12 protein-coding genes are annotated in these 11,755 nt (G+C 62.1%); 8 read left to right on the top strand and 4 right to left on the bottom strand.

The window, feature by feature from the left end:
* The first annotated feature begins 6 nt into the window (after positions 1–6).
* From NKH78_RS09815 to NKH78_RS09800, 4 genes are all read left to right on the top strand, one after another.
* The gene (locus NKH78_RS09815) at positions 7–1,518 is read left to right on the top strand and encodes a sugar ABC transporter ATP-binding protein (RefSeq protein WP_352738524.1); all 1,512 of its coding nucleotides are present in this window, start codon (positions 7–9) and stop codon (positions 1,516–1,518) included.
* Positions 1,519–1,601: 83 nt separating this feature from the next.
* Positions 1,602–2,597, top strand: a complete 996-nt coding sequence (locus tag NKH78_RS09810; RefSeq protein WP_352615088.1) for an ABC transporter permease — start codon at positions 1,602–1,604, stop codon at positions 2,595–2,597.
* A 46-nt stretch (positions 2,598–2,643) separates the two neighbouring features.
* Entirely contained in the window at positions 2,644–3,699 is a 1,056-nt protein-coding gene (locus tag NKH78_RS09805; protein ID WP_352472282.1) for a substrate-binding domain-containing protein, read from the top strand.
* Positions 3,700–3,856: 157 nt separating this feature from the next.
* A complete protein-coding gene (locus tag NKH78_RS09800) occupies positions 3,857–4,699 on the top strand; it encodes an acyl-CoA thioester hydrolase/BAAT C-terminal domain-containing protein (RefSeq protein ID WP_352882775.1) in 843 nt (280 codons plus the stop codon).
* Positions 4,700–4,728: 29 nt separating this feature from the next.
* On the opposite strand, the gene NKH78_RS09795 is transcribed toward NKH78_RS09800, so the two are convergent.
* The 4 genes from NKH78_RS09795 to NKH78_RS09780 form a co-directional block, all read right to left on the bottom strand.
* Positions 4,729–5,001, bottom strand: coding sequence for a type II toxin-antitoxin system YafQ family toxin (locus NKH78_RS09795; RefSeq protein WP_352882773.1), 273 nt, complete (start codon positions 4,999–5,001; stop codon positions 4,729–4,731).
* A gap of 1 nt (position 5,002) precedes the next feature.
* Positions 5,003–5,260 carry a type II toxin-antitoxin system RelB/DinJ family antitoxin gene (locus tag NKH78_RS09790; RefSeq protein ID WP_352472285.1) on the bottom strand — a complete coding sequence of 86 codons (258 nt, stop codon included), beginning with the start codon at positions 5,258–5,260 and terminating at the stop codon, positions 5,003–5,005.
* A gap of 75 nt (positions 5,261–5,335) precedes the next feature.
* Positions 5,336–7,390, bottom strand: a complete 2,055-nt coding sequence (locus NKH78_RS09785; protein WP_352738528.1) for a bifunctional aldolase/short-chain dehydrogenase — start codon at positions 7,388–7,390, stop codon at positions 5,336–5,338.
* 81 nt (positions 7,391–7,471) lie between these two features.
* Positions 7,472–8,437, bottom strand: coding sequence for a sugar-binding transcriptional regulator (locus NKH78_RS09780; RefSeq protein WP_352472287.1), 966 nt, complete (start codon positions 8,435–8,437; stop codon positions 7,472–7,474).
* A gap of 146 nt (positions 8,438–8,583) precedes the next feature.
* Here NKH78_RS09780 and NKH78_RS09775 point away from each other — a divergent pair, with 146 nt between their 5' ends.
* The 4 genes from NKH78_RS09775 to NKH78_RS09760 all read left to right on the top strand — a co-directional run bounded on the left by NKH78_RS09775 (position 8,584) and on the right by NKH78_RS09760 (position 11,696).
* Entirely contained in the window at positions 8,584–8,829 is a 246-nt protein-coding gene (locus NKH78_RS09775; protein ID WP_352453248.1) for a type II toxin-antitoxin system ParD family antitoxin, read from the top strand.
* Between the two features lie 2 nt (positions 8,830–8,831).
* On the top strand, positions 8,832–9,161 hold the full coding sequence (locus NKH78_RS09770; RefSeq protein WP_352882769.1) for a type II toxin-antitoxin system RelE/ParE family toxin: 330 nt from the start codon (positions 8,832–8,834) through the stop codon (positions 9,159–9,161).
* Positions 9,162–9,208: 47 nt separating this feature from the next.
* Entirely contained in the window at positions 9,209–10,849 is a 1,641-nt protein-coding gene (locus NKH78_RS09765; RefSeq protein ID WP_352738532.1) for an acyl-CoA synthetase, read from the top strand.
* Between the two features lie 238 nt (positions 10,850–11,087).
* On the top strand, positions 11,088–11,696 hold the full coding sequence (locus NKH78_RS09760; RefSeq protein ID WP_352542219.1) for a TetR/AcrR family transcriptional regulator: 609 nt from the start codon (positions 11,088–11,090) through the stop codon (positions 11,694–11,696).
* The last annotated feature ends 59 nt before the right edge of the window (positions 11,697–11,755 follow it).

Here is an 11,755-nt window from a genome sequence, read left to right as displayed (position 1 = left end):
GAACGAATGGGCAATGATGCCGTGTTCCGCGTCGACGGCCTGAGGAAATCCTTTGGCCATATCGAGGTGCTTGGCGGCGTCTCGCTCGAATTGCATGCCGGCGAAGTGACCGTGCTGATGGGCGCCAACGGCGCCGGCAAATCCACCCTCGTCAAGATCATCAGCGGCGTTTACGACCATGGCGGCGGCTCGATGTCGCTTGCCGGGCATGAGTTCGACCCGAAAACGCCGGCGGAGGCGATCCGCGCCGGCGTCGTTACTGTCCACCAGAACATCAATGACGGCGTCGTCGCCGACCTCGACGTCGCCACCAATCTTACCCTCGACAGGCTGAGCGGCAGCGGCGTGCCGACCCTGTTCAATCCAGGCCGGGTGCGTCGCGAGGCAAAGGCGGTGGCCCACCGCATGGGACTGGCCATCGACCTCAAGGCCCGGATCAGCGATCTCTCTCTGGCCGACCGCCAGATGGTGGCGATCGCCCGCGCCATGGCGCACCGGCCGAAAGTGCTGATCCTCGACGAGCCGACCTCCTCGCTGTCCAGCGCCGAAGCCGACCGGCTGTTCGCGCTGCTCGACCGGCTTCGCCAGCAAGGCGTGGCCATCCTCTACATCTCGCACCGTATGTCGGATATCAGACGGCTTGCCGATCGCATCATTTCGATGCGCGATGGGGTTATCTCAGGTATCTTCGACAAGAAGCCGCTGGATTACGAAGGTGCGGTCAACGCCATGCTCGGCCGCAAGATCCAGCTCGAGCGGATCGTCGCCAGGAATTCGGCCAAAGCAATTTTCACTGCCGACGCGCTGCGGATTGCTGAAGGCGCCAGGCCGATCTCGCTGACCCTCGGCGATGGCGAGGTCGTTGCCATCACCGGCCTTGTCGGTGTCGGCAAGACCGTGCTCGCCGAGACGCTGTTCGGCCTGCGCCAGCCGCTGGCCGGGACCATGGTGCTGAACGGGAAACCTTATGCTCCCGCATCGACCGGCGAAGCGATTGCCGCCGGTGTGTTTCTCGTCGCCAAGGACCGAGGCGAAAACGGCATCGTCGGCGACTTCAACATCCAGGAGAATATCAGCCTGCCGTTCCACAGCCGCATGTCGCGTCTCGGTGTTCTCAAACGCCGTATCGAACGCGCCATTGCCCGCCAGCAGATCCAGGAGCTCGGCATCGTCTGCCGCTCGGAGAGGGACGAGATGGCGTCGCTTTCCGGCGGCAATCAGCAGAAGGTGATGGTCGCCCGCTGGATGTCGCAGGCGGCAAGGCTTTTCATCCTCGACGAGCCCTTTCAGGGCGTCGACATTTCGGCTAGGCGCGACATCGCCGCCAAGCTGCGGGCCAGCGCCCACGGCCGCGCGACGCTGCTGTTCGTCACCGAACTCGACGAAGCCCTGGAGACGGCCGATCGCATCCTGGTGATGTCGGAGCAGACGATCGTCGGCGAGCACCGCAATACCGATGTCGATCTCGAGCGTCTGCTGGCCGAAGTGGCGGGCGGGCCGTTGCACAGCGCAGCCTGACGGCGGGATGACGATGAGAATTGGAATGGAGAGGGCATGAATTCGGGTTGGATAAAGACGGTGCCGGCGTGCGGGAGCGCTGAATGATCCTGCGCGACAATGCTATTCGCTACGGCTTCATCGTTCTGTTGTTCGGGCTGATCGCCTATTTCGCCGTCGCTGCCGATGGTTTCGTCTCGCCGCAAAGTGCTGTCTTCATCTTCCAGTCGGTCGCCATCACCGGCGTTCTGGCGCTCGGCGTCACCGCCACGCTGGTCGTCGGCGGCTTCGACCTGTCGATCGGCTCGGTCGCTACCAGCGCCATGATGGCGGCTGCCTATGTCATGGTGGTGCTGGAGCAGAACGCCGTCATGGCGGTCGTCGTCTGTCTTGTGATCGGCGCCGTGGTCGGCCTGATCAATGGCTGGCTGATCGTCTATATGCGGGTTCCGGACCTTTTGGCGACGCTCGGCATGATGTTCCTGCTTGTCGGCCTGCAGCGCATCCCGACCGAAGGCCGTTCGATCGCCACCGGCATGACCATGCCCGACGGCTCGGTCGCCAACGGCAGCTTCGGCGCCGCGTTCCTGGCGCTTGGCCGCCATCGCTTCGATTTCTTCATCCCGAACCTCATTCCGGTGTCGGTCGTCGTTCTGCTCGTGCTGGCGGTGCTGATCTGGTTTTTTCTCGAATACACGCGTTTCGGGCGCATGATGTATGCGGTCGGCAGCAACGAACGCGCCGCAGAACTCGCCGGCGCGCCTGTCAAGGCATACAAAATCTGGGCCTACGTTATTTCGGGAGTTTTTGCCTCGATCGGCGGCATTTTGCTCGCTGCCCGGCTTGGACGCGGCGACATCGCCTCGGGTAATAATCTGTTGCTCGACGCGGTGGCTGCGGCACTCATCGGTTACGCGGTTCTCGGCGCCGCCAAGCCGAACGCCTTCGGCACGGCTGTCGGCGCGGTGTTTGTCGGCGTGCTGCTGCAAGGCCTGACGATGATGAACGCGCCTTACTACACGCAGGATTTCGTCAAGGGCGTGGTTCTCGTGGTCGCCCTTGTCTTTACCTTCGCCCTTTCCGGCAGGGGCAGGAGATAGGGTTCGACCGGGTCATATTTTGGGTTCAACAAGTGGAGGAAACGACGTGAACATCACAAGAAGGCTTTTGGGGAAGGCAGCGCTCGGGCTTGCCGGCGCAACATTGCTGATGCAGATGCCGGCAATAGCGCAGGACAGGCCGGCGCCGTTCGACAAGCCGGGTGCCGTCAAGATAGCGCTGGTCCGCTATCTCTCGACCGGCGACTTCTTCCAGGCCTACCTTTCCGGCGTCGAGGCGCAGGCCAAGGCGCTCGGTGTCGACCTGCGCGTGCTCGATAGCCGCCAGGACGCGGCGCTTCAGGCGGACATGGTCGACCAGGCTATCGCGCTCGGCGTCCAGGGCATCATCATCCAGCACGGACTGACGGAATCGATGAAGGACGCCGCCCAGCGTGCGGTCGACGCCGGCATCAAGGTTGTCGCCTTCGACGTCAATGTCGAAAACCCCAAGATCCCGCAGATCGAACAGTCCGACCGCGACCTCGCGCGCCTGGCGCTCGAACAGGCGGTCAAGGACAATGGCGAGAGCTGGAAGGCCGGCTATGTCTATGTCGCCGGCATCGCGCCGCTCGACCGCCGCAACGAGACCTGGGTCGAATTCAAGAAGAAATATTCGGGCATCAACGAAGCCGCCATGTTCGGCACGCTCGACAATCCGATCGCCAATTCGGTCGCCAACCAGGCCCGTTCGGTGCTATCGGCCCATCCCGACATCAAGGTGATGTTCGCGCCCTATGACGAATTCGCCAAGGGCGTGAAGATCGCGGTCGACGAGGCGGGGCTGAACAAGGACATCAAGATCTATTCGGCCGACATCTCGACCTCGGATATCGCCGCGATGCGCGAGCCGGACAGCGCCTGGGCGGCAACCGCCGCCACCAACCCGGCCGTCGTCGGCCAGGTCTCGGTGCGTGCGCTGGCGCAGCTCTTGGCCGGCGAGGATCCCGGCCACAACGTCATCGTGCCGCCGACGCTGATCACCCAGAAGGATCTGCTCGACAAGGACATCAAGAACATGGAGGACCTCTCGGCCAAGCTGCCGCAATTCGCCCATGCCGATGTCGCGATGCCGACCTGGATGCCGAACCCGAACGCGAAGTGACTTTCGGCACGAGCAAAACAATAGCCGTCTGCAGCAGCTTGTTGCAGGCGGCCTTTTTGTCGAAGATGTCTGGCGTGCCGGACCGCCGAATTGCAATTGTCGCAGCCGCCGGCTTTGTGGGCCGATTGGACAATCGAAACCCAGGATTGACGGGTACATGGAGATGCGGGCGGTAGAGGAAAGTCTTACCGGCGCCGTCGCCGGAACATGTTTTCGATGCTTGAAGGCCACCACGGGCGTTGTGGTGTTGGGTGGATCGAGCGGCCGTGTTGACGTCGGTCGCGCGCGGCTCTTTGCAAATGCGGGTGCATCGGCCTTGGCTCTGCAGTGGTTTGGCGGTGAAGGCCAGGTTCCCGGAATATGTGAGATTCCCCTGGAAACGTTCTTTGCGGCAACCGATTATCTCATTGAAACAGGATGCCGTCGTATCGTCTATGTGGGCACGTCTAAGGGTGCCGAGGCGTCATTGCTTGCCGCCGTCCATGACCAGCGAATTGATGCGGTGGTCGCGATTAGCCCGTCATCCGTAGTTTGGGGAAATGTCGGTGCGGGCCGCGATGGTGTCAGCTGGCCTGAACGATCCTCATGGTCGCTCGACGGCATCGCGCTGCCGTTTGTGCCGACAGATCCAGATTGGACACCAGAGTATGTCGATGGCCAGGTGTCCTATAGGGGGCTTTTCGAAAGTTGTTTGAAAACGTTCAAGCGGGAAGCGAATGCGGCGACCATCCCTGTTGAGACCGCATCGGCCGAGCTTCTGCTCGTCGCCGGTGGGGGCGATGCACTGTGGCCTTCCCTATCGTTCGCCCGAGATATTGTTGGGCGGCGCGGCGAAGCAGGCAAGGTCACGCATCTCATTTCGTCGCCGGATGCCGGTCACCGCATTCTCTTGCCAGGCGAGAACACACCACGCTCGACTTTGCATCCACACGGAGGCAATGACGAGGCCGATTCAAAGCTGGGCCGAAAGGCTTGGGAAGGCATCCGAGAACTACTTTAGCAAAATTCTCAAATGCGCACCTGTCTCGGCTATTCGTTGAACAGATCGGAATGGGAGCCGGTGCGAGCTAGCTGGAGTTCATCGCCGGCAACTCGGTAGATCAAGAGCCAGTCCGGTTCTATGTGAGCGTCACGAAAGCCTTTCCAATCGCCTTTCAGCGAGTGGTCCTTATAGCTCGCCGGTAGCTCATCTCCGGCGAGCAGGAGGCCTAGCAGTTCGCGCAACTTGCCAAGATCTCTGCCCCGCTTCTCCGCACGTTTCACGTCGCGACGGAATTGCCCAGAGCGAACGGGCGTCAGCACGTCACATTCCCAAATCCTTGAACAACTCATCGGCCGAGGCGAAAGGCTTGCCCTTGCCACGTTCCAATTCGGTCATGGCCTTTCGAGTCGTTGCGTTCGGCACTTTCACCGGGAAGGGAAATTCCTTGTCGGCGGCGACGCGGACCAGCAGCAGGCGAATGGCGTCGGAAACGGACAATCCCATTGCCGCCAAGGCCTCCGTTGCCTGATCCTTTGTCGCCGTATCGATCCGAGCGCGGACCACGGTATCCGTTGCCATGTTGTGACTCCTTGAGGTCTGAGCCACAATGTAGCTACAAAATACCAATTTCGCAAGAGTGATCCCGATCAGGGGCTATCTCAACGCAGCCGCGATGTTGCCGCCGTCGACCGTCGTCACATCGGCGGTGGTCCGCTCGGCCAGCGCTTGATGCAGAAAGGCCTGGGCGACGTCTTCTGCCGTCACTTCCTGCCCGAGCAGGTTGCCCGACATGTACTCCTTCTCCGACACGCCGCGCGCGCCCGAGCGGCTGGCGATCATGGCGTCGGTCAACAGCCCCGAACGGATGCGGTCGGCGTTGACGGCATTGGAGCGGATGCCATGGGCACCGTAGTCGAGGGCATATTGCCTGGACAAAAACAGCGTTGCCGCCTTGGGAATGCCATAGGCGCCGAACTTCGGCCCCGGATTGACCGCCTGCTTGGAGGTATTGAACAACAGCACGCCGCCGGTGCCCTGTTCCAGCATGATGCGCACGGCATTCTGCGCCGCCGACTGGTGGGCGAAGAAATTGAGTTCGAAACTCTTGCGCAAGGTGGCGTCGTCGAGCTCGCCGATCCGGCCCTCCCAGGCAGCACCGGCATTGGAGACAAGAATGTCGAGGCCGCCGTAGACCTCGACCGCTTTGTCGAAGGCGGCGCGCATCTGCACCGGTTCGGTGATGTCGGCGCCAATGCCGATCGAACCGTTGCCGGCTTTTTTTGCCGCCTCGGCAGCCCTTGACGCATCGAGATCGACGACGACGGCATGGGCACCGTTGTCGGCGAACAGCTTTGCGGTGGCAGCACCGATCGCGCCGGCGCCGCCGGTGACCAGCATCACCTGGCCGGTCAGCGGCTTCGGCTTGTTGGCGGCGAGCTTGGCCTGTTCCAGCGACCAGTATTCGAGCGGGAACAGGTCGGCTTTGGAGAGCGGGCGGAAATCGCCGACGGCTTCGGCGCCGCGTACCGCCTCGATCCACATTTCGCCGACGTCGGAGGCGATCTTCGCATCCTTCAGCGTGCGGCCGTGGCCGAACATGCCGAGGCCGGGCACCAGCGTCAGCCGCGGCATCGGGTCGAGCATGGTGCGCTTCACGTCGTCGAGCGCATCATTGGTTTCGAAATAGGCGCGATAGTCCTTGGCGAATTTCTCGACATGCTGGCGGATGACGGATTTGTAGTCGCCGACCTTGTCCGCGTCGGGCGCCGGCAATGCCATCGGTCCGGTCTTGATGCGGATCGACAGGTCGGGTGTCGACACACCGCGGCCGGCATAGTCGGCAATTTTTGCCGAATTGATGAAATCCACGATCGCATCCGAGGTGCGGAAATCGCTGATCATCCGGTCGAAGCGGCCTTCGCCGCGTGCCACCGCCACCGCGCCGCGCAGCATCGGCGCAATCTCCGCGGGCTTGGCCAGCCTGGCCGGCAGTGCCACTTTTTCGGTGCGCGGCTTGCCGTTCCCAGCGATGAAATCCTCGGCGACGTTCACATAATGGATCATCCGGTCATAGGCCTGCCTGGCATCGTCGCCGAAGGTGAAGATGCCGTGCTTGTCGAGGATCAGACCTTCGACCGTCGGATCGGCGTCGAATACATCGGCGGCCGCCTTGGCCAGATCGAAGCCCGGCATGATGTAAGGCACGAATCCCATTTTCGCGCCGAACACCTTCCGGCTCAGCGCTTCACTGTCCTCCTGGTCGACGATGGCCAGGATCGCCGTCGAATGGGTGTGGTCGACGAATTTGTGCGGCAGGAAGGCGTGCAGCAGCGTCTCGACCGAAGGGTTGGGCGACGACGGATCGATGAGGTTCGCCCGCTGCAGCGCGACCATGTCCTCGTCGGAGAGCTTCTTGAGCGACCGCGCCTTCAACAGCGCGCCGAGCTTGACCGCCGGCAGGCCCTGCGGCTCGATGACGCCCATGTCCCAGCCGCTGCCCTTGACGCAGAGCACGTCCCATTCGTCGCCGACAAGGTCGGTGGCCTTGATCTTGCACGATGTGTTGCCGCCGCCATGGAGGACGAGCCGCGGCTCGCCGCCCAGCAGCCTGGTCGTATAGACGCGCAGCGCCAGGTCGCGGGCCACACCCTTCTTTGCATAGTCGGCGACCAGCTTCTCCGCCTCGCCGTCATTCCACAGGTTCTTCATGTCAGCTTCGTCCGATTTCTCTTTTGTTGTGAACAGGAATACCGCGACGCCTTGATGACAATGCGTCGGCGGCTCTAGGTATCAGGCGACCTCTTTTGCTGCTGCTCCGGCATGGTCGAGCAGCCGTCGCGCCATGCGCGCGCCGACGACCAGATGGGTGCAGAGCCCGCCGGCGATCGCCGCGACGAGCGGTTCGAACTTGCTGTCCTCCTGCACCACCACCAGGCGCTTTTCGATGCTGCGCAGCGATGACAGCTCTGCCGAAATCAGCCGGCGGTTGTAGCTGCAGTCGAGCGCCTGGCCTCGGGCGTCGATGATCTGCCCGGCAATGACGCCGGCCGCACCCGCCTTGCGCAATGCAGCCATTTCGCTCTCGGTCAGCGCGCCGCATTTGACCAGATGGCTGTCGGTGTCCACCGAGCCGACCGAATACAGCGCCAGGTCGCACTCACCGATGCCCGACAATTGCTCGCGGATCACCGGCTCGGCGCGCAGGCCGCGTGCCAGTTCTTCCGTCGTCAGCACCAGCGGCGCGTAGAAATTCAGCCCCTTGGCGTTGAGCCGGCGCGCGATTTCCATCGTGCATTGGTCCGGCCGGTACGAATAGGGGGCGCCCAGATTGCCGCAGAGCTGCACCACGGTGACGTCCTGCAGATCGGCATAGGACATGATGTCGGCGATGGTGTAGATGGTCCGCCCCCAGGCGACGCCGATGCGGTCGCCCTTCCTGACCAGCTCGAGAAAGACGCTCGCCGCCAGCACCGCGATGTCGGTCGAGGGGTCGGCGACATAGCCGTTTTCCGGTGCTATCCAGACGGCGTCGAGTTGCAGCGCGTCTTCGAGCTTGCGCGCCAGCACGTCGTCGGTGAAAAGCTGGGTCGAGGTCGAGATGTTGACGATGCCGGTCTCGCGCGCCTTGCGTAGATACATCGCCACCGAGGCACGGGAAATCTTGAGCTGGCTGGCCACCTGGTCCTGGCGCAGGCCGTGTGCATAGTAAAGCCAGGCGGCCTTGTGGATAAGCTGTTCTGCCGGTCGGATCGCCATGCCATCTCCTCGCTGACATTATTCACGGCTCTCGACAAAAGTCAAACCTTAGGCTGCGCATCTGATCCGACACCTGGCATTCCGGATGTCAGTAATTGCGCATTTATTGTTATCTCGGTACAATAAACCGATCAGGAGGTCCGACAATGAACGTATCACTGGGAGAGCGTTGGGAAACCTTTGTTTCCAACATCGTCAAGCGCGGCCGCTACGGTTCTGCCAGCGAAGTCGTGCGCGAGGGCCTGCGCCTTGTCGAAGAGCGCGAGGAAAAGCTGAAGGCGCTCCGCGCCATGGTGGACAAGTCGTTTGCTGAAGGCGGCGAAGCCACCGAGCAGGATATTGACGCCGCCTTGGAAGCCAAGGCCAAGCAACTCGCAAGGGAAGGCTTTTAGGAGTGCCACGGCTGCGCATGCTGCCGTCGGCACAAGCAGATTTGGTCAATATCCTTGAATACCTCACTCGTGAAAGCGGCAGCCTGTTTATTGGCGGGCGTTTTGTGGATGCTCTGCGCCCGAAATGCCGTGATCTGGCGAGCTTGCCGGCGACGATTGGTCGTGCTCGTCCCGAACTCCGGCCGGACGTCCGAAGTTTCGCTTTCAGGGGATACGTGATTTTCTTCCGCTATAATGGCGACTTTTTCGAAGTGGCGAATATCGTGGAAGGGCATCGGGACATCGACGCTTTGTGGCCGGAGGGTGAGGGCGGGGAGGGGCGTCCCAAGTAATGGGCGAAGGTGGTAAGAAGGCTCGACCAGACATTGCGGAGGACGGGATGGGCAATCCCTACGAACAGGACCTCGACAGGAATCCGGCCAACCACCAGCCGCTGACGCCGCTGACCTATTTTGAGCGGGCGGCAAAAACCTTTCCCGACCAGACCGCCATCATCCATGGCCGCCAGCGCACGACCTATCGCGCTTTCTGGAAGCGCTCGCTGAGGCTTGCCTCGGCGCTGGCGAAGCGCGGTATCGGCAAGGGCGACACCGTCACCGTCATGCTGTCCAACACACCGCCGATGCTGGAGGCGCATTTCGGCGTGCCGATGACCAGGGCGGTGCTCCATTCGCTCAACACCCGCCTCGACGCCGCCGTCATTGCCTTCCAGCTCGATCATGCCGAAAGCAAGGTGCTGATCGTCGACCGCGAATTCGCCGGCGTGGTTCGGCAAGCGCTGACGCTGGCCAAGGTCAGGCCGCTGCTGATCGATTACGACGATCCCGACTATGCCGCCGATGCGCCCTATGCCAAGGGCGAGCGGATCGGCACGCTCGACTACGAGGCGTTTGTCGCCGACGGTGACGAGGATTTCGCCTGGTCGATGCCGGACGACGAATGGGACGCCATATCGCTCAACTACACCTCCGGCACCACAGGCAATCCGAAGGGCGTCGTCTGCCACCATCGCGGCGCGGCACTGATGGCCTATGCCAACACCATCCATGCCGGGATGGGCAAGCACCCGGTCTATCTGTGGACGCTGCCGATGTTCCACTGCAACGGCTGGTGCTTTCCCTGGACGCTTGCCGTGCAGGCCGGCACGCATGTCTGCCTGCGCTGGGTGCGGCCGAAGCCGATCTACGACGCCATCGCCGATCACGGCGTCACCCATCTGTGCGGTGCACCCATCGTCATGTCGGTGCTGATCAACGCCTTGGACGAGGACAAGCGGCAATTCCCGCAGACCGTCACCTTCAACACCGCCGCAGCGCCGCCGCCTGAGGCGGTGCTGTCGGGCATGGCCGATGAGGGCTTTGCCGTCACCCATCTCTACGGCCTGACCGAAACCTATGGCCCGGCCGTCGTCAACGAATGGCACGGCGAGTGGGACCGGCTGGAGAAAGGGGCGAGGGCGGCGAAGAAGGCCAGGCAAGGCGTGCGCTACGCCGCGCTCGAAGGCCTGACTGTGATGGACCCGCAGACGATGCAAGAGACGCCGGCCGACGGCGAGACCATCGGCGAGGTGATGTTCCGCGGCAACATCGTCATGAAAGGCTATCTCAAGAACCGCAAGGCGAGCGACGAGGCCTTTGCCGGCGGCTGGTTCCATTCGGGCGACCTCGGCGTCATGCATCCGGACGGCTACATCCAGCTCAAGGACCGTTCCAAGGACATCATCATCTCCGGCGGCGAAAACATCTCCTCGATCGAGGTCGAGGAGGCGCTGTACAAGCATCCCGCAGTCGGCTCCTGCGGCGTTGTCGCTAGATACGACGACAAATGGGGCGAGGTGCCAGTCGCCTATGTCGAGCTGAAGCCGGGCAAGGCGGCGACCGAGGCGGAGGTAATCGAGCACTGCCGCGCGCTGCTCGCCCGCTTCAAGGTGCCGAAAGCGGTGATCTTCGCGGAAATCCCGAAGACTTCGACGGGCAAGATCCAGAAGTTCCGGCTGCGGGAGATGGCAAAGCAGCCTTAGGGCCTGATCCGAAAACGGAACCGATTTCGGAAAGCATCTTTTCAAGATCCTTCGCAAAAAAACACGGGGCGGCGTTGCAGGCGCGCCCGGCGGAAACCACATGCGTTTCGTGGGCCAACTCCGTCGGGGGATGTCACCATCTGTCACTAGTAGCCAAAATCGTGCCTTGACAGGTGATGGTTTTCAATTTACGAGTGACGAAATTCTAAATTCGTCAGTCGTAAATTTGGCCAACGAGATGCTTGAAACCCTAGACACCACCGCCGATTCCGCCCGCCAGGAAAATGTCACGCGCATCCTGGATTGCGCGGAGCGATTGTTCCGCCACTACGGCTACGGCAAGACCAACGTCGCCGACATTGCGCGCGAACTCGGCATGTCGACTGCCAACATCTACCGCTTCTTCGCCTCCAAGGTGGAAATCCATCAGGCGGTTTGCGGCCGTATGCTCGAGACCTGCTACCGGTTGAGCTACGAAGCCTGCCATGGTTCCGGCACCGCCAGCGAAAAGCTCCGCCGCTACGTGCATACGCACTATCAGTGGACGCTGGAAACCATGATCGACCAGGAGAAGGTGCACGAGATGGTCATCGTCGCCATCGAGCGCGACTGGCATGTCATCGAAAAGCACATCGACCGCATCCACGACCTGGTCGCTGACGTGATCCGCGAGGGCATCGCCACCGGCGAGTTCGTCGATCAGGATCCGGTAGTCGCTTCCCGGTGTTTCGGTGCTGCCATTATCAGCCTCTCTCATCCACAGATGATGGCCCAGTGCCTCGCCAAGAAGAACCGGGCGACGCCGGACGAGCTTACCGAGTTTGCCATCAGAGCCTTGAAGAAATGACCATTGCCGCCCGTCGGGCGGTGATGTCGGCAATTCATCTCCACAATTCGGGAGTACGA

Origin of the sequence: Mesorhizobium sp. M0910 (assembly GCF_040319465.1) — a bacterium.
Lineage (GTDB): Bacteria > Pseudomonadota > Alphaproteobacteria > Rhizobiales > Rhizobiaceae > Mesorhizobium.
Note: the sequence above shows the minus strand (reverse complement) of the source record. Positions and strands in the feature narration are given on the sequence as shown.

What these genes read in the sequence shown, in the direction of transcription:
- NKH78_RS09800 (WP_352882775.1), top strand. Translation starts at nt 3,857, where the DNA reads ATGGAGATGCGGGCGGTAGAGGAAAGTCTTACCGGCGCCGTCGCCGGA.
- NKH78_RS09790 (WP_352472285.1), bottom strand. Translation starts at nt 5,260, where the DNA reads ATGGCAACGGATACCGTGGTCCGCGCTCGGATCGATACGGCGACAAAG.
- NKH78_RS09810 (WP_352615088.1), top strand. Translation starts at nt 1,602, where the DNA reads ATGATCCTGCGCGACAATGCTATTCGCTACGGCTTCATCGTTCTGTTG.
- NKH78_RS09775 (WP_352453248.1), top strand. Translation starts at nt 8,584, where the DNA reads ATGAACGTATCACTGGGAGAGCGTTGGGAAACCTTTGTTTCCAACATC.
- NKH78_RS09780 (WP_352472287.1), bottom strand. Translation starts at nt 8,437, where the DNA reads ATGGCGATCCGACCGGCAGAACAGCTTATCCACAAGGCCGCCTGGCTT.
- NKH78_RS09815 (WP_352738524.1), top strand. Translation starts at nt 7, where the DNA reads ATGGGCAATGATGCCGTGTTCCGCGTCGACGGCCTGAGGAAATCCTTT.
- NKH78_RS09765 (WP_352738532.1), top strand. Translation starts at nt 9,209, where the DNA reads ATGGGCAATCCCTACGAACAGGACCTCGACAGGAATCCGGCCAACCAC.
- NKH78_RS09785 (WP_352738528.1), bottom strand. Translation starts at nt 7,390, where the DNA reads ATGAAGAACCTGTGGAATGACGGCGAGGCGGAGAAGCTGGTCGCCGAC.
- NKH78_RS09760 (WP_352542219.1), top strand. Translation starts at nt 11,088, where the DNA reads ATGCTTGAAACCCTAGACACCACCGCCGATTCCGCCCGCCAGGAAAAT.